The organism is Mesorhizobium sp. B2-4-2, assembly GCF_006442845.1.
Taxonomy (GTDB): Bacteria; Pseudomonadota; Alphaproteobacteria; order Rhizobiales; family Rhizobiaceae; genus Mesorhizobium.
The window spans coordinates 591,760-609,547 of sequence record NZ_VFVM01000001.1; the positions used below are offsets into that span (position 1 = coordinate 591,760).

12 protein-coding genes are annotated in these 17,788 nt (G+C 63.8%); 10 read left to right on the forward strand and 2 right to left on the reverse strand.

Annotated features, from left to right (window positions below; all coding sequences use genetic code 11):
• The first annotated feature begins 71 nt into the window (after positions 1-71).
• The 9 genes from ccmI (at position 72) to FJ942_RS02880 (ending at position 11,838) form a co-directional block, all read left to right on the forward strand.
• Positions 72-1,226 (forward strand): c-type cytochrome biogenesis protein CcmI, encoded by a 1,155-nt coding sequence (ccmI, locus tag FJ942_RS02840; RefSeq protein ID WP_140895482.1) that lies wholly within the window; start codon positions 72-74, stop codon positions 1,224-1,226.
• A gap of 14 nt (positions 1,227-1,240) precedes the next feature.
• Positions 1,241-1,684: a cytochrome c maturation protein CcmE gene (ccmE, locus tag FJ942_RS02845; protein ID WP_140494692.1), complete on the forward strand. Its 444-nt coding sequence runs from the start codon at positions 1,241-1,243 to the stop codon at positions 1,682-1,684.
• Between the two features lie 29 nt (positions 1,685-1,713).
• Complete coding sequence (locus tag FJ942_RS02850) at positions 1,714-3,705, forward strand: heme lyase CcmF/NrfE family subunit (RefSeq protein ID WP_140897179.1); 1,992 nt, start codon at positions 1,714-1,716, stop codon at positions 3,703-3,705.
• Entirely contained in the window at positions 3,702-4,169 is a 468-nt protein-coding gene (locus FJ942_RS02855; RefSeq protein WP_140494688.1) for a cytochrome c-type biogenesis protein, read from the forward strand. The genes FJ942_RS02850 and FJ942_RS02855 overlap by 4 nt, the downstream gene beginning before the upstream one ends.
• 135 nt (positions 4,170-4,304) lie before the next feature.
• Positions 4,305-5,849 (forward strand): Do family serine endopeptidase, encoded by a 1,545-nt coding sequence (locus FJ942_RS02860; RefSeq protein ID WP_140897180.1) that lies wholly within the window; start codon positions 4,305-4,307, stop codon positions 5,847-5,849.
• A 339-nt stretch (positions 5,850-6,188) separates the two neighbouring features.
• On the forward strand, positions 6,189-6,863 hold the full coding sequence (locus tag FJ942_RS02865; RefSeq protein WP_181165141.1) for a response regulator transcription factor: 675 nt from the start codon (positions 6,189-6,191) through the stop codon (positions 6,861-6,863).
• Between the two features lie 8 nt (positions 6,864-6,871).
• Positions 6,872-8,347 carry a HAMP domain-containing sensor histidine kinase gene (locus FJ942_RS02870; RefSeq protein ID WP_140897181.1) on the forward strand — a complete coding sequence of 492 codons (1,476 nt, stop codon included), beginning with the start codon at positions 6,872-6,874 and terminating at the stop codon, positions 8,345-8,347.
• Entirely contained in the window at positions 8,347-11,307 is a 2,961-nt protein-coding gene (locus tag FJ942_RS02875) for a bifunctional [glutamine synthetase] adenylyltransferase/[glutamine synthetase]-adenylyl-L-tyrosine phosphorylase (protein ID WP_140897182.1), read from the forward strand. Before FJ942_RS02870 ends, FJ942_RS02875 begins: the two co-directional genes overlap by 1 nt.
• A gap of 51 nt (positions 11,308-11,358) precedes the next feature.
• A complete protein-coding gene (locus FJ942_RS02880) occupies positions 11,359-11,838 on the forward strand; it encodes a DUF4179 domain-containing protein (protein WP_140520713.1) in 480 nt (159 codons plus the stop codon).
• 44 nt (positions 11,839-11,882) lie between these two features.
• Here the strand turns inward: FJ942_RS02880 and FJ942_RS02885 are convergent, their stop codons facing one another.
• A complete protein-coding gene (locus FJ942_RS02885) occupies positions 11,883-14,207 on the reverse strand; it encodes a PAS domain-containing sensor histidine kinase (protein WP_140897183.1) in 2,325 nt (774 codons plus the stop codon).
• Between the two features lie 246 nt (positions 14,208-14,453).
• On the opposite strand from FJ942_RS02885, the gene FJ942_RS02890 reads away from it, so the two are divergent.
• Positions 14,454-14,867, forward strand: coding sequence for a hypothetical protein (locus FJ942_RS02890; protein WP_140897184.1), 414 nt, complete (start codon positions 14,454-14,456; stop codon positions 14,865-14,867).
• Between the two features lie 101 nt (positions 14,868-14,968).
• Here the strand turns inward: FJ942_RS02890 and pepN are convergent, their stop codons facing one another.
• Positions 14,969-17,614, reverse strand: coding sequence for an aminopeptidase N (gene pepN, locus FJ942_RS02895; protein ID WP_140897185.1), 2,646 nt, complete (start codon positions 17,612-17,614; stop codon positions 14,969-14,971).
• Positions 17,615-17,788 lie beyond the last annotated feature (174 nt).

The following is a 17,788-nucleotide window of genomic DNA, read 5'->3' on the forward strand; positions in this document are numbered from 1 at the left end:
CGCGCCCGCCGTCAAAGCGTCGCAGTATGCTTGTGTTGGCAGGGCAAGGCTCTGCCGTTATTGGAAGAACCATGCTGTTCTGGGTCATAGCCGCAATCCTAACGCTGGGCGCCAGCCTGGCGGTGCTGCTGCCGCTGGCCGGTGGCGCCAGGAGCGCGTCTTCGAGCGGCGAGCACGATCTGGAAGTTTATCGCGACCAACTGTCCGAACTCGACCGCGATGCCGCCCGTGGCCTGATCAAGCCTGCCGAAGCCGATGAGGCGCGCGCCGAGATCGCCCGGCGCATCCTTCGCCTCGACAATGCGGACCAGGCCGGCAGCGCATCCGTCGGACGTACATGCGTCGCGACGCGGCTTGTCGCCACCGCGGCCGTGCTGGCGGTGCCGCTGGTCAGTTGGGGCCTCTACATCAACATAGGCTCGCCCGATCTGCCCTCGCAGCCGCTCAGCGAGCGCCTGGCCAAGAATCCGGCCGACAGCTCGGTCGACGAACTTGTGGCTCGCGCCGAAGCCCATCTTGCCGCCAATCCGTCCGACGGCAGGGGATGGGACGTGCTGGCGCCGGTCTATCTGCGCATGCAGCGCTTTTCCGACGCGGTCGCCGCCTATCGCAACGCCATTCGCCTCGACGGCGACAGCGCCGTTCGCCGGGCCGGTCTCGGCGAGGCGATTGCCAGCGCCGCCGGCGGCATCGTTTCGGCGGATGCCCAGGAGGCTTTCGAAGCGGCCCTGAAGCTTGACCCGGCCAATGCCAAGGCCAGCTTCTACCTTGCCATGGCCTTGGCCCAGGAGGGTCGCAGCAAGGAGGCGGCCGCGGCCTGGCAGGCGATGCTGGGCACGCTCCCGAAGGATTCGCCATGGCGCGGCGCGATCGAGCAGGCGCTGGCCAAGTCCGATAGTTCCGGCGCCGGCAATGCAGGCGTCGCTTCGAGCGAGCCGGCAAACGGACCGACCGCGGGCGATATCGATGCCGCTTCATCGATGTCGCCGCAGGACAGGGAAGCCATGATCAACACCATGGTCGCCGGGCTCGACGAGAAGCTGCGGCAGAATCCGCGCGACCCGGAAGGATGGATGCGGCTCGTTCGTTCATACATCGTGCTGGGCAAGGCCGACCAGGCGCGCGAGGCGTTGAGCCGAGCTATTGCCGTCTTTGGAGCCGACAGTGACGAAGCCAGGAAATTCACCGCTTTTGCCGCTTCGCTCGGCCTGACGGCGACGCAATAGGGCTGGACCGGACAATGACACGCAAACAGAAACGATTGTCGGTGATCGCGGGCGGCCTGGCCTTCCTCGGCGCCGCCACCGGCCTGACATTCTATGCGCTCGGCCAGAAGGCGTCCTATTTCTACATGCCCGCCGATCTGGCCACGGCGACGGTGCAGCCGGGCCAGCGCATCAGGCTGGGCGGCCTGGTGGAAAAAGGCACGATCCAGCGCGGGCAGGGGGCGACAGTGGCGTTTTCTGTGACCGACACCCATAAATCGGTCAAGGTCACCTATACAGGCATCCTGCCTGACCTATTTCGCGAGGAGCAGGGGGTCATCACCGAGGGCACGTTCGGCCCGGATGGCGTCTTTGTGGCCGACAGCGTTCTGGCCAAGCACGACGAGCGCTACATGCCCAAGGAAGTGGCCGATGGGCTGAAGGCCAAGGGCGTTTGGCAGGAGAGCAAGAGTGAATAGGCAGGCTCGATATAGCCGGGTTGGCGATCATGGTTGAGACCGGACATTTCGCGCTGGTCCTGGCCTTCGCGCTGGCGCTGGTGCAGACGGTGGTGCCGCTGTTTGGCGCCCGCACCAACAATCAGCGCCTGATGGCGGTCGGCGCTCCCGTCGCGATCACCGGCTTTGCCCTGACGGCGCTGTCCTTCGCCGCACTGGTCAGCGCCTATGCGAGCTCCGATTTCTCGGTCGCCAGCGTCTGGGAAAATTCCCATTCGCTGCAGCCGATGATCTATAAGATCACTGGAACCTGGGGCAATCACGAAGGCTCGATGCTGCTCTGGGTGTTGATCCTGACCTTCTTCGGTGCGCTGGTCGCCGCCTTCGGCTCCAACCTGCCGGCGACGCTACGCGCCAACGTGCTTGCCGTGCAGGGTGCGATCGGCGCGACATTCTTCCTGTTTATACTGGCAACATCCAATCCCTTCGCCAGGCTTTCACCGGCGCCCATCGAAGGGCGCGATCTCAATCCCATCCTGCAGGATCTCGGCCTCGCAGTGCACCCGCCACTGCTCTATCTCGGCTATGTCGGCTTCTCGATCTGTTTCTCCTTCTCGGTAGCCGCGCTCATCGACGGACGCATCGATGCGTCCTGGGCGCGATGGGTGCGGCCGTGGACCCTGGTCGCCTGGATGTTCCTGACCGGCGGCATCGCCATGGGCTCGTACTGGGCTTATTACGAGCTCGGCTGGGGCGGCTTCTGGTTCTGGGATCCGGTCGAGAACGCCTCCTTCATGCCCTGGCTCGCGGGCACCGCGCTGCTCCATTCGGCCATCGTCATGGAAAAGCGTTCGGCGCTGAAGATCTGGACGCTGCTGCTCGCCATCCTGACCTTTTCACTGTCGTTGCTCGGCACCTTCCTGGTGCGTTCGGGCGTCCTGACCTCGGTGCATGCCTTCGCCACCGATCCGACGCGCGGCATCTTCATCCTGTGCATACTGACGCTGTTCATCGGTGGATCATTGACGCTGTTTGCACTGCGGGCCTCGAGGCTGACGGCCGGCGGCCTCTTTCATCCGGTTTCGCGCGAAGGCGCGCTGGTGCTGAACAATTTGTTCCTGACCACGGCCACCGCCACCGTACTCGTCGGTACGCTCTATCCGCTGGCGGTCGAGGCCCTTTCGGCCGACAAGATTTCGGTCGGCGCGCCGTTCTTCGACCTCACCTTCGGACCGCTCATGGTGCCGTTGCTGGCCATGGTTCCGTTCGGGCCGCTGCTGGCCTGGAAGCGCGGCGACGTCTTCGCCGTCGCGCAGCGCCTGATGGCGGCCTTCGCGGCGGCGCTTCTGGCAACGCTGGTAACCGCCCTGTTCATCGACGGCGCTTCGGTATTCGCAGCCCTTGGCGTGGGTCTTGCCGTCTGGCTGATCCTCGGCGCTCTCACCGACCTCGCTGTCAAGGCGGGGTTCGGCAATGTGGCTGCGAGGGTCATGGTCAGGCGCCTGCTCGGCCTGCCGCGCTCGGTCTTCGGCACAGCGCTTGCCCACCTCGGTCTTGGCTTGACCACGCTTGGCATCGTCGGCACGCTTTGCTTCGGCACCGAGAAGATCCTGTCGATGCATGCCGGGCAAACCGTCGAATTGTCCGGCCACACTCTGCGTTTCGTCGGGCTCCATCCGGCGCAGGGACCGAATTACAGCGAGGATCGCGGTCGCTTCCAACTGATCGGTGTCGGCGGCAGTCCGGTTGGCGAAATCAGCTCGGCCAAGCGCTTCTATCCGGTACGCCAGACGACGACGACGGAATCAGGCATCAGGACGATGGGCCTTTCGCAGCTTTACATTTCGCTCGGCGACGAGGGCAATGACGGATCGGTCGTGGTGCGCCTGTGGTGGAAACCGCTGGTGACGCTGATCTGGGGCGGCGGCCTGGTCATGATGGTTGGTGCGGCCATGTCGCTGATGGACAGGCGCCTGCGCGTCGGCGCACCCTCGCGCCGCCGCAAGCAGGCCGGCGCCATGAGCCCCGCGGGCCTGCCATGAAGGCGAAGTTGTCCATCGCGTCGCTCGTGATGGTGCTGGCGCTGTCCTTTGCCGGCACGGCGCTGGCGGTGAAGCCCGACGAGATGCTTGCCGATCCGACGCTGGAAGCGAGGGCGCGAGCGCTGTCGGAAGGGCTGCGCTGCATGGTCTGCCAGAACCAGTCGATCGACGAATCCGATGCCGACCTTGCCCGTGACCTGCGCGTTCTGGTGCGCCAGCGCCTGGTCGCTGGCGATACCGACAAGCAGGTGATGGACTATGTGGTTTCGCGCTACGGCGAGTTCGTGCTGCTGAAGCCGCGCTTCGACCTGCGCAACGCTCTGCTTTGGGGCACGCCGGTGATCCTGCTTTTGGCCGGTGGCCTGTTCGTCGTGCTCAGCGCGAGATCGCGCCGGACACTGGCGACAAAATCCCTCTCCGCCGACGAGCGGGCGGCACTGGAGGCGATCCTGCGCCGCGATTGAGGGCAGGCGGCGATCGTTCGCCAACATTACCAAAGTTTCATGCGTCGGAAATGGCGTCGTAATGTACGCCGCTCTAATTCTCTTCCTCAGGATGCCGACAAGGCGCGTCCCTTCGAAAAGAGGATACGAGACCCCATGAATATTGCCCCCAATTCATATTCCCGCACCCGCAAGCGTCTCCTGGCTGCCGTCGCTTCCGTCGCCGTTGCCGGCGCGATCGGCGTTGGCGCGTTGACCAGCGGAACCAGCCCCGTTCTGGCCGATGCCGTGCGCGTCGAGGCGCCGCAGGTCCCCAGCTTCGCCGATGTCGTCGAGCGCGTTTCGCCCGCCGTTGTCAGCGTCAAGGTCAAGGCCAAGGTCCAGCCCACCGCCGATGACGGCTCCGACGACCAGGACGGTTTCGACAATTTGCCCAACAATCCGCAGCTGCGCCGCTTCTTCAAGGAATTCCGCGGCTTTGGCGATCAGGGCGGCCAGAACGACGATGGCCACCGCCGGTTCAGGCATCGTGACCGCGGTAATGGCGAGCCGCGCCCGGTGGCTCAAGGGTCGGGCTTCTTCATCTCCGAGGATGGCTATCTCGTCACCAACAACCATGTCGTCGAAGAGGGCACCGCCTTCACCGTGGTGACCAATGACGGCAAGGAACTCGACGCCAAGCTGGTCGGTACCGACCCGCGCACCGACCTCGCGGTGCTCAAGGTCGAGGGTGGCGGCAAATTTACCTATGTCGACTTCGCCGACGACTCCAAGGTTCGGGTCGGCGATTGGGTCGTGGCCGTCGGCAACCCCTTCGGTCTCGGCGGCACCGTCACCGCCGGCATTGTCTCGGCGCGGGGCCGTGACATCGGCGCCGGTCCCTATGATGATTTCATCCAGATCGACGCCTCGGTCAACCGCGGCAATTCTGGCGGCCCGACCTTCAACCTCAGCGGTCAGGTGGTCGGCATCAACACCGCTATCTTCTCGCCTTCCGGCGGCAGCGTCGGCATCGCCTTCGACATTCCTGCCTCGACCGCCAAGCAGGTCGTCGAGGATCTGATGAAGAGCGGTGCCGTGCAGCGCGGCTGGCTCGGCGTCGAGATCCAGCCGGTCACATCAGACATCGCCGAATCGCTCGGCCTGAAGTCCAACAACGGCGCATTGGTATCCAGCGCTCAGGACGACGGCCCCGGCAAGAAGAGCGGCATCACCGCCGGTGACGTGATCACCCAGGTCGACGGCAAGGATGTTGCTTCGCCGAAGGAACTCGCCCGCCTGATTGGCGCCTATTCGCCGGGCAAGTCGGTTGACGTCACGGTCTGGCGCGACGGCAAGAGCCAGAGCGTCAAGGTCGAGCTCGGCAAGCTGCCTTCAAGCGACAAGCAGGCCTCGGCCGACGATAAGCCTGCGGCTCCGGCCAAGGCCGATACGCTCGCCGATCTCGGTCTGACCGTCACCAAATCCGAGAACGGCAAGGGTTTGGTGGTGACCGATGTCGATCCCGACAGCGATGCCGCCGACCGTGGCATCCAGCCGGGCGACATCATCACCGCGGTCAATTCGATGGAAGTCAACGGCACCGACGACGTCACCAAGGCCATGGACGAAGCGGTGAAATCCGGGCGCAAGGCCGTCCTGATGCAGATTACCCGCGACGACAACAACCGCTTCGTGGCGCTGCCCGTCGCCAAGGGCTGACAACGACTTTTCCAGTGCGGTGGTTTCAAACACCCCCGAGCCGCCGCACGGGAAGTATGGAGCCGAGCACGTTAGTCAGTCATCGTGCTCCCCTCCGGCGGCAGCGGGCTTCCCATCGCCCGCTGCCGCACTCCGCCCGCGGACCATGCGCTCAGGCTGAGTGAACAAGCGGAGCGCTTTGGTGGCAACGGCATGCCGGCAGCATGTCTGGGTAACACCAGAGAACCAAGACTTTATCGCGCGCGGCCTGGATCATCTTGATCGCGATGCGCTTTGGCGAAGGCTAAAATGCAGATGCCGGCTACTCAATCTTCCAGCGAAATCGCGTATAACGGTCCTATGAAGATTCTCGTCATAGAAGACGATCGCGAGGCTGCGGATTATCTGCAGAAAGCCTTTACCGAGGCCGGGCACACCGCGCATGTCGCGGGTGACGGCGAGACCGGCTTCGCGCTCGCCGATGCCGGCGACTACGACGTGATGGTCATCGACCGGATGATGCCGCGCCGGGACGGCCTTTCGGTCATCGCCGGCCTGCGCTCCAGGGGGAACGCCACGCCGGTGCTGATCCTGTCGGCGCTGGGCGAGGTCGACGATCGGGTCACCGGCCTACGCGCCGGCGGCGACGATTATCTGACCAAGCCCTATGCCTTTTCCGAGCTGCTCGCCCGCGTCGAGGTGCTGAACCGCCGGGCCAGCGCCAAGGAAGCCGAAACCGTCTACCGCGTCGGCGATCTCGAACTTGACCGGCTTTCGCATTCGGTCAGGCGCGCCGGACGCGAGATCACGCTGCAGCCACGCGAGTTCCGCCTGCTTGAATATCTGATGCGCCATGCCGGTCAGGTGGTGACGCGCACCATGCTGCTCGAAAATGTCTGGGATTATCATTTCGATCCGCAGACCAACGTCATCGACGTCCATGTCTCGCGACTGCGCGGCAAGATCGAAAAAGGCTTCGACAAGCCTATCCTGCATACGATTCGCGGCGCCGGCTACATGCTTAGGGCCGGTTAGGCGGCGGCATGGCCCTTTCCGTGCCTGCCATCATGAAGACGACGGCTGCGCGGCTCTCGGCGCTCTATCTCCTGCTCTTCGCACTCTGCGCCGTGCTGCTTGTCCTCTACATGACCTCGCTTTCGGCGCGCATGCTGACCGCGCAGACGCAGGAGACCATCAACGACGAGGTGCTCGGCCTTGCCCGCGCCTACCAGCGCGGCGGCCTGCCGGTCCTGGTGCGCGTGGTGGAGCAGCGCTCGCGCCAGCCCGGCGCCAATCTCTATTTGATCGCCGACGCCAACGGCCAGATCCTGACCGGCAACGTGCAGAGCCTGGAGCCGGGGGTGATCGAAACCGAAGGCTGGACGACCGAGCCGTTCTCCTACCGTCGTTTCGGCGAAGGCGAGCTCGACCGGCAGCGCAGCACACCTTCCGATCAGACCACGCCCCAAGCCGGCGATACGGCGGTCCGATCCGAAGGCGAGAAGGGCCACAATGCGATCGCCCTGGTGCTGCGCCTGCCGAACCAGATGATCATGCTGGTCGGCCGCGATCTGGGCGAACCTGAGCGGTTCCGCGCCGTCATCCGCCGCTCCCTGATGCTGGCGCTCGGCATGATGGGGCTGGGCGGGCTGTTGATCTGGTTCTTCGTCGGCCGCGCCGCGCTGAAGCGCATCGATGGCGTTTCGGAAGCCAGCCGCCGCATCATGGGCGGCGATCTTTCGGGCCGGCTGCCGGTGACCGGCGCCGGTGACGAATTCGACCGGCTTTCCGAGAACCTCAACGCCATGCTGGCCAGGATCGCCATGCTCAACGAGGGACTGAAGCAGGTTTCCGACAACATCGCGCATGATCTGAAGACGCCGCTGACCCGGCTGCGCAACCGCGCCGAGGCGACGCTTTCGGGCAAGCACAAGACATCGGACTACCGCCAGGCGCTGGAAGGCACCATCGCCGAGTCCGACCAGCTCATAAAGACCTTCAACGCCATCCTGATGATCTCCCGGCTGGAGGCGGGTTATTCCTCCGAAAACACCAGTCGCGTCGATCTGGCCGCAGCCGTGCGCGATGTGGTCGAACTCTACGAGCCGGTGGCGGAAGAGGCTGGCGTTTCGCTCGAAGCCGCGGTCGATGGCGCATTCCTTGTCGACGGCAACCGCGAGCTGATCGGTCAGGCGCTGTCCAACATCGTCGACAATGCGATCAAGTACTCGACCGATTCCACCTCCAAGCCGGCTGTCCGCGTGACGCTCGAACGCACGCATGGCGAAATCAGGCTTGTCGTCGCCGACAACGGCCAGGGCATTCCGGACGATGCCGATCGCGCCCGGGCGACCGAACGGTTCGTGCGGCTCGAGAAGAGCCGTTCCCAGCCAGGTTCCGGGCTTGGCCTCAGCCTCGCAAAGGCGGTCATGACATTCCACTATGGCCGGCTTGATCTGTTGCCTGGTAATCCCGGATTATCCGTGGTCATGAGTTTTCCCGCGCGGGAGGATCATTGATGACGGCGGCTGCAAAGCGGATGGCGAGGGACTGGCTGTTGAAGCCGGCGGCAAGGCTTGCTCCTCTGGACGACAGCCGGGCCCGGCAGGAGCTGGCCGAGATCGCCACCTTGGCACGCGAAGAAGGATTGACACGGCTGGCGAAATTCCTGGCTGGAACGGGTGAGGCGCAGGACTTCCTGGCCGCTGTCTTCGACCTGTCGCCGTTCCTGCGTGACATGGCGCGTCGCCGGCCGCAGATATTGGATGGGCTTTTCGACCAGCCGGTCGAGGCCCGGCTGAAGGCGATTATCGTGGCGATCGACCGGGCATCGTTCTCCGAGACGATCTCCGAATCCAGATTGATGATGGACCTGCGGCAATGGAAGGCCGATGCGCATTTCCTGATCGCGCTGGCCGATCTGGCCGCCGAGGCCGAGACCTCGCTTACGGTGCGGCGGTTGAGCGACCTTGCCGATGCGTGCACGCGCGCCGCCGTCGATTTTCTGCTGCGCGACGCGCATGGCCAGGGCAAGCTGAAGTTGCCGGATCCCGCCAATCCCTCGAACCGGTCGGGCTGGATCCTGCTCGGCATGGGCAAGCTTGGCGCGCATGAGCTCAATTTTTCCTCCGATATCGACCTCGTGGTCTTCTTCGACCCGGAAGCGTCGGCCGTCGTCGATCCGCTCGATGCGACGGAGCTGTTTTCGCGGCTGACGCGCCGTCTGGTGCGCATCCTGCAGGACCGCACCGAACATGGTTATGTCTTCCGCACCGACCTCAGGCTGCGTCCCGATCCCGGTTCGACCCCGCTGGCGATCCCGGTCGAGGCGGCGCTGCGCTACTACGAGGCGCGCGGCCAGAACTGGGAGCGCGCTGCCATGATCAAGGCGCGTCCTGTGGCCGGCGATCTGGACGCCGGCACCGCTTTCCTCAAGGAGCTCCAACCTTACATCTGGCGCAAATACATGGACTATGCCGCGATCGCCGACGTCCACTCGATCAAACGCCAGATCCACGCCCACAAGGGGCATGGCGAAATCGCGGTCAAGGGCCACAACGTCAAGCTCGGGCGCGGCGGCATCCGCGAGATCGAGTTCTTCGTCCAGACGCAGCAGCTCATCGCCGGCGGCCGCTTCCCGGAACTGCGAGGCCGCGAGACCGTGCCGATGCTCGGCCAGCTGGCCGCGCGCGGCTGGATCACCTCCGAGGCACGCGACGCACTGGCCCGGCAATATTGGTTCCTGCGCCGGGTCGAGCATGCCATCCAGATGGTGGCCGACGAGCAGACGCACACCCTGCCGGAGGATGATGAAGGGCTGGAGCGAATCGCGCGCATGCTGGGCTTTGCCGATGCGGCTGCTTTTTCCCTGGGCTTCCGCGCCTCGCTGCAGCAGGTCGAACGTCACTACGCGGCGCTGTTCGAAACCGCGCCGGAGCTTTCGGCAGGCATCGGCAATCTGGTCTTCACCGGCGACGTCGACGACCCCGATACGCTGCAGACGTTGCACGGTCTCGGCTTCCAGCGAACGAGCGACATCTGCCGCGTGATCCGTGGCTGGCATTTCGGTCGCTACCGCGTCACCCAGTCGGCTGAGGCGCGCGAACGGCTGACGGAACTGACGCCGGCGCTGCTCAAGGCTTTCGGCCAGACGCGTCGGGCCGATGAGGCGTTGATCCGTTTCGACGAGTTCCTCGCCGGCCTGCCTGCAGGCATCCAGCTCTTCTCGCTGCTCCAGTCCAATCCGGCGCTGCTGAAGCTTATGGCGACGATCATGGGCGCCGCGCCACGACTGGCCGCGATCATCACGCGCCGGCCACATGTGTTCGATGGCCTGCTCGATCCCGCTCTTCTCACCGAATTGCCGGATCGTGGCTATCTATCGGCACGGCTTACCGCTTTCCTCGAAGGCGACCGCGCCTATGAGGACGTTCTCGATCGTTTGCGCATCTTTGCCTCCGAGCAGAAATTCCTGATCGGCGTGCGGCTGCTCGCCGGCTCGATCGATCCGGCCCGCGCAGGCCGCGCCTTTTCTGACCTGGCCGACCTCACCATTGAGGCCGCGTTGCGCGCGGTTATGGCCGAATTCGAGGCGCGCCATGGCACAATCGCCGGCGGCGTGGTTTCGCTGCTCGGCATGGGTAAGCTCGGCAGCCGTGAATTGACGGCGGGGTCGGATGTCGACCTCATCCTGCTCTACGATCACGATGCGGACGCCGAGGAATCCGACGGTGAAAAACCGCTGGCGCCCTCGCATTACTACACCAGGATGACGCAGCGCCTCATCTCGGCCGTTTCCGCGCCGACCGCGGAAGGCGTGCTCTATGAACTCGACCTGCGGCTGCGGCCGTCCGGCAACAAGGGGCCGGTGGCCACCCACGTCGACGCCTTCAAGAAATACCAGCGCCAGGAGGCCTGGACCTGGGAGCACATGGCGCTGTCGCGGGCGCGCGCCATTGCCGGAGATGCCAGGCTCTGTGCCGAGGTCGAAGCCGACGTTGCGGCGGTGCTCGGGCAATTGCGCGACGCAGCAAAGGTGAAAGCGGAAGCGTCCGACATGCGCGCCATGATCGAAAAGGAAAAGCCGCCGCGCGACCTCTGGGACATCAAACTCATTGCCGGCGGCCTGATCGATCTCGAATTCATCGCCCAGGTGGCCGTCGTCACGGGCAATGTCGAGTCCGGCCGCAGGGTCACGGCAACCGCGGAGGTATTGTCGCGCCTTGCGCCACAATTCGCAGCCGCCGATGTCAGGGAGGAGCTTGGCGAGGCCTACCGCCTCTATCTGGCGCTGACCCAGATGATCAGGCTTTGCCTCACCGGCCAGTTCGAGCGGGACGATGTGCCGCCGGGGCTTTCGGATCTGCTTCTGGCGGTCACCGACTTGCCGGATTTCGGTGTGCTGGAAGCACATCTCAAGGAGACGTCGCGGAAGGTCAGGAAGGATTTCAACCTTCTGCTTCGTGCCGGGCGGCCGTGATCAACGGCCGTGCGGATCGCATCGGGGGTGACGATGCAACAGGAGAAGACCATGAGAAAGACAACCAAGCTCGCGTTCGCCTTCATCGCGTTGGCAGGAGCCGTCGGCACTGCGGCCTATGCCGAGAACATCGACAGCGCAAACATGCGTGAGCGCACGATGATGCGCCTCAACAAGGCGATGAAGGACAATGACGGCACCATCAGCTTCGACCAGTTCTCAAGCGTCATGGATTCGCGGTTGAAGAAGCTGGTCGCCGACAATGGTGGCAAGCTCACGGTGGAGCAGCTCGCCGCAGCGCTGGAAAAGGCCCGCTTCGAGCACATGGCCAGGCGCATCATCGCGCGTTACGACAACAAGGGCGACGGTACGCTGACGACGGACGACATCGCCAGTCGCGACAAGAAGCTCTTTGCCCTGCTCGACAAGAACAACGACGGAAAGATCAAGAAGGGCGAACTGCCAAAGGGCGGCCGCTTTGGCCTGCACCGTCAGTGGGATGACGAAGGCGACGACGGCAGCATGCAATAACGCCTTCCGGCACGGGCTTCGGCGACATCGCCGGAGCCCGTTGCTCAAGCTGCGACCTTGACCACGGGCGTCGCCTTCTTCACCGGAATGCGCACCGACACGATCGTGCCGACACCTTCGGTTGAGCGGATTTTCAGGGCACCGCCTTGCAGTTCGGCCAAAGAGCGCGAGATGGCGAGGCCGAGGCCGGACCCGGCATGGCTCTTGGAGAACTGGTTCTGCACCTGTTCGAAGGGCCGTCCGAGCTTGCCGAGCGCCTCCTTCGGGATGCCGCAGCCATTATCCTCGATCGTCAGCACCAGCGCCCCTGAGGTATTGCGGGCCCTGACCGATATGTGGCCGCCTTGGCCGGTGAATTTCACTGCGTTGGACAAAAGGTTTATGACGATCTGCTTGATCGCTCGGCGGTCGGCAAACAGCGTCAGCGCGTCGGCGATGCGGGTCTCCACGGTGATCGCCTTCTGTGCGGCCTGCAGCGAGACGACCCTGACCGTCTCGCTGATCAGCGGGCCGAGATCGATCTCTTCGCGGTCGAGCGAGAATTGGCCGGCCTCGATTTTCGACATGTCGAGAATGTCGTTGATGACGCCCAGGAGATATTTGCCACTGCTGTTGATGTCGGTGGCGTATTCCTCGTAGCGCTCCGATCCCAGCGGGCCGAACAGCCCCTGTTCCATCAGCTCGGAGAAGCCGATGATGGCGTTCAAGGGCGTGCGCAGTTCATGCGACATGTTGGCCAGGAATTCGGACTTGGCCCGGTTCGCCGCTTCGGCGCGCTCGGTTTCCTTCATGTATTTGCGGTTGAGCTCGACCAGTTCGCGCGCGCGCTCCTCTTCGGCCCGGCGGGCGAGGCTGAGATCGTGTATGGTCGCCATCAGCCGGCGCTCGCTGTCGACCAGCTTTTCTTGATGCAGCTTGATCTGGGTGATGTCGGATCCGACCGAGACAATGCCGCCGTCGCGGGTTCTGAGTTCGTTGACCTGCAACCAGCGGCCGTCGGCCAGCTGCCGTTCGAACGTCGCGCCGCCCTGCGGTCCATTGCTGTTGGCAAGCCGCCGATCGGAAGCGAAAGCGAGCATGCGCTCTTCCAGCGTGGCGCGCACGGCGCCTGGCATCACGTCACGGTCCGAAAGGCCATTGTCCTTCTGGTATTTGGAATTGCACATGATCAGCCGCTCGGCGGCATCCCACAGCACGAAGGACTCGTTGATGTTCTCGATCGCCGTCCTCAGGCGCAAATCGGCTGCCTCGGAACGAAGCGCCAGGTGACGCTGCTCGGTGACGTCGACGGCGATGCCGATCAACTGGATTTCGGGTGCTTCCGGATCCATGACCTGCGCCCTTGCGCGCATCCATACCCACTGCCCGTCGGCATGCCGCATCCGGAACACCTGATCGATATGATCGATCTCGCGCGCGACGATCTTGTTGGCGAGCTGGAACAAGTCGCCATCATCGGGATGGATGATCTCGTCGACCTCGCCGAAGGACAGCATCGTGTCGCATGGCTCGTAGCCCAGCATGTCGTACATCGAGCGCGACCAATACATCTTGCCGCGCACCATGTCCCAGTCCCACAAGCCGCAGCGGCCGCGTACCAGCGCCATGTCGATGCGTTGATGCGCTTCGAGATAGATGCGGTCGGCCGCCTGCGCGCGCGCCGCCTGGCCGAAATAGGCATAGAGGATGATGATCAGCACGCCGGCCGTCAGTACGAACAGCGTCACATTCAGCGAGACTGTCTTGCGCCAAGCGTCGAAAACCGCGTCCTGCGGCACCAGCGCCGCTGCCGCGCCTTTGCGACCGTTCGTCAGGCTGACCGCTGCATACCAGTCCTGCCCGCCAATATCGACCTCCATCACTCCGGCGCGGTCGCCGAACATGAACAGAGGCTGGCCGCCCTGGGCGAGGCTATCCAGCGAACGGCCTTGCCAGGACATCGAGCGCGGCGTCACCGCGGTGATCTTGAAGGCGCTGTCGGTGATGACAAGAACGTGGCCGCGGCTCATCGCGCCCTGGCGGCTGGTCGTTTCCAACAGGTCCTGGATGGCGCCCGGCGCGGTGTCGGACGTGGTGGCCAGCGAACTCGCCAGTTGACCGGACGCCAGCATCAGGATCGCCTTGGCGTTGCGCTCGATATCGTCGCGTTCGTTCATCAGCGACAGGACGCGCAGCGCCGCGATCGCGATCAGGAAGATGACGATGAGAGCCGGTATCGATCGGCGCAGCAATGGCTCGGCGGCCAGAAGCCGCTTGTAGGCCGGTTCGGCGATGAGTCGCGCATTCCCGGCAAGGCCGTCGCTTCGCGGCGTCTCGCGACGCGCAAAAGCTATCCCTCCGGGCGCGCCCCACGCGTCCGCCTTCGCCATAAATGGCACTCCCCGATTTGCCTATGCTGTCTGATGATCCGGCAAACGCCGCACTTCCGAATCGCCATTAAAGAATCAAAGGTGATTCGCCTTGTCCAGTGGTCCGGCGAAAAAAGATCAAAAATCGACTAAAATAGCGGCTTTTCCGCCAACCGAGCAGAGGCATGCGATGGTGATTACCGTGGAAAGGGAATAATATTAGAAATCACGCATATTCCGTGCGGGATTGCACATTGGGAGGAAAGCATGAATCGCAGATCTGCAATTGCTCTCGGCGTGTCAGCGGCAGCGGTAACGCCTTTGTTCGCCGTGGCGGCGTCGGTAAAAACGAGGACATACGGCCCGAAGGAGGGCAAGGAGATTGCGCCCGGCATCAGAGTGGTGGAGGTAGGCACGGGAAACTCAGACATTCCTGCCTACAAAAGCATCTCAATCGTCGATGTCGTGTTTCAGCCCGGCACACATGCGCCGGCGATGGTGATGGACAACGACATGGTATGCACCATCACTGCGGGCGAATTCACGATCAAGAAGGCCGACAAGGAGTTCAAGCTCAAGGAAGGCGACATATACACTTGCGCCAAGGGCAAGACCGACGAGGCGACGAATACGAGCGCCGAGGTCGGCGTGCATCGCATCGCCATGTTGATACCCGCGTAGGGAGGCGGGATTCCGTTCGAGCAGCAGAAGCACAGCCTGACGGGCCGGTGGCGTTGCCTTGGCATTGCCGCCGAGCACCATGGTGGCCGCTTGGGTCTGGCTCACGCCAGCGTACGCTCGACAATATCGCTTAAATCCGCCGACAGGTTTTCGGCATTGGCGATCGAAAGCAGCGCTTCCCTGGCCTTGGCCTGCCGGCCAGGTTCGAGCGAACGCCACGACCGGAGCGCCGTTGCCAATCTTGCCGCCACTTGCGGATTGCGTTTTTCGACCTCGAGCACGGTCTGCGTGAAGAATAGGTAGCCTTCGCCGTCGGCGCGGTGGAAGCCGGTCTGGTTGGCACTGGAGAATGTGCCGATCAACGAGCGCACCCGGTTCGGATTGGCCATCGAGAAGGCCGGATGCGTGGTCAGGGCGCGAACCGTCTCCACCGCCTGCGGACCGGGTACGCTGGCCTGAATCTGGAACCATTTGTCCATCACAAGCGGGTCGGACGCATATGTATCTTCGAAAGCCGCCAGTGCCTTGTTTGCCTCCGGCGAACCATGGTGGCGGTGCGCGAGCACGGTCAGTGCCGCGGCGCGGTCAGTCATATTGGTGGCCGACCGGAAGTGCTCCGCCGCAAGCCCGGCGCCATCTGACAGCAGCGAGAGATAATCGAGCATGACGTTGCGCAGCGCCCGCCGTCCGGCGGAAGCTGCGTCCGGGCTGAACGGGCCGGCGTCGGCAAGCCGCTCGTAGAGGCCGGCGAACGCGTCGCGGTTAGCCCTGGCGATTGCCAGCGCCAGCGCCTCGCGCGCAGCGAAGATGGCGTTGGGTTCGATGTTTTTGCCGATGTCGCGCGCTATGTCGGTCTCGCCCGGAAGCGAAAGCGCCAGCGCCCGGTAGGCCGGCTCCAGCGTCTCGTCGCTCGCGATCCTGCCGGCAAGCTCGGTCAGCCGCGCGGTGAAGCCAGGCTCGGCGCCGTCGAGAATCTGGCGGAAGGCCAAGATCAATGCATCCGTAAGCAGCGTGTTGAAGGTCTGCCAGCGCGAGAAGCTGTCGCTGTCGTGGCCGGCAAGGAAGAATTGGTCATCGGTCTTCTGCTCGACGGCAAGCGTTATCGGCGCCGAGAAGCCACGGTTCAGCGAAACCGCCGGACGCTCGGCGACGCCTGAGAAGCGCACCACATGCCGGCGCTTGCGGATGTGGATGATGCCGTCCTCGACGCTGGCGCCGTCGACCGCGTCATAGGCGACCGGCTCGCCGCCGGCGCCAATCAGACCGAAGGCGAGCGGTATGTGCATCAGTCGTTTGCGGCTTTCCGACGGGGTCGGCGGCACCGATTGCTCGATTTCCAGAGTGAATTCCCGCTCCGCCCGGTTATAGGTCGAGCTCACCGCCAGGTTAGGGGTGCCGGCCTGATGGTACCAGAGCGCGAATTGCGACAAGTCGCGGCCGGACACCTCCTCGAACACTGTCAGGAAATCCTCGATCGTCGCCGCCGTGCCGTCGTGCCGCTCGAAATAGAGGTCCATGCCGGCGCGAAAGCTATCAGGCCCGAGGATGGTACGGATCATGCGCACCACCTCCGAGCCTTTTTCGTAGACGGTCGCCGTGTAGAAATTATTGATCTCGCGATAGCGGCGCGGCCTGACCGGATGCGCCAGCGGCCCCTGGTCCTCGGGGAATTGATGCGCGCGCAGCGTGCGTACCTCGGCGATGCGCTTGACCGCACGCGAACGTTGGTCGGCGGAGAATTCGTGGTCGCGATAAACGGTCAGCCCTTCCTTCAGGCAAAGTTGGAACCAGTCGCGGCAAGTGATTCTGTTGCCTGTCCAATTGTGGAAATACTCATGCGCGATGATCGCCTCGATATTGGCGAAATCGGCGTCCGTCGCGGTCTCCCGGTCGGCCAGCACATATTTGTCGTTGAAGACGTTGAGGCCTTTGTTCTCCATCGCCCCCATGTTGAAGTCGGACACGGCGACGATGTTGAAGACATCGAGGTCGTATTCGCGGCCGAATGCCTCCTCGTCCCATTGCATCGATCGCTTCAAGGCATCCATGGCGTAGCCGGCGAGCTTCTCCTTGCCGGGCTCGACATAGATGCCGAGCTCGACCGTGCGGCCGGACATGGTGACGAAACTGTCGGCGACCCGGCCGAGATTGCCGGCGACCAGCGCGAACAGATACGATGGCTTGGGGAAGGGATCGTGCCAAATGGCATAGTGCCAGCCATCGCCGAGATCGCCCTTGTCGACCCGGTTTCCGTTGGACAGAAGCAGCGGCGCCTCGTCGCGGCGGGCTTCGATCCGCACGGTGTAGACGGAAAGGATGTCGGGGCGGTCGAGGAAATAGGTGATGCGGCGGAAGCCCTCTGCTTCGCATTGCGTGCAATAGACGTTGCTTGAGCGGTAGAGGCCCATCAGCGCTTCATTGCCCGACGGCGCCAGCTCGGTCTCGATCGACAGCCGAAAGCGACGCGCCGCCGGGGGCCTGAGGATGGTCAGTCGGTCGGGCGTCACGGCAAAATCCGTCGGCTTGGCTTTCCTGCCGTCGATCTCGACGCGCCTGAGCGTCAGCCCGTCGCCATCCAGCACAAGCGGCGTAGAGGCCGCGACGCCATCCCGGCGCTCGACGGTCAAAATTGCCGTGACGATCGTCGCGCCTGGCGAAAGACGGAATTCAAGGTTCGTTTCCGGAATGAGATAGTCGCTGGGGCGATAGTCTTCGAGTTTGAAGACCTGGCCAGTGTCGGTGCGCATTCCTTGGTTCCTGTCTTTCCGGGCCTGTCCTGCCCGTCCAAAATTTTGAAGTCCGCGCTCTTTACACGAACCGGCGGCTCGACAAAACTGCGACAAGGTCTATTCAGACCTTCCTTTCCAGCATCGCGAGGCAGTCATGGCCGCCGTCTACGACGTCAGGCATATCGAGAGACC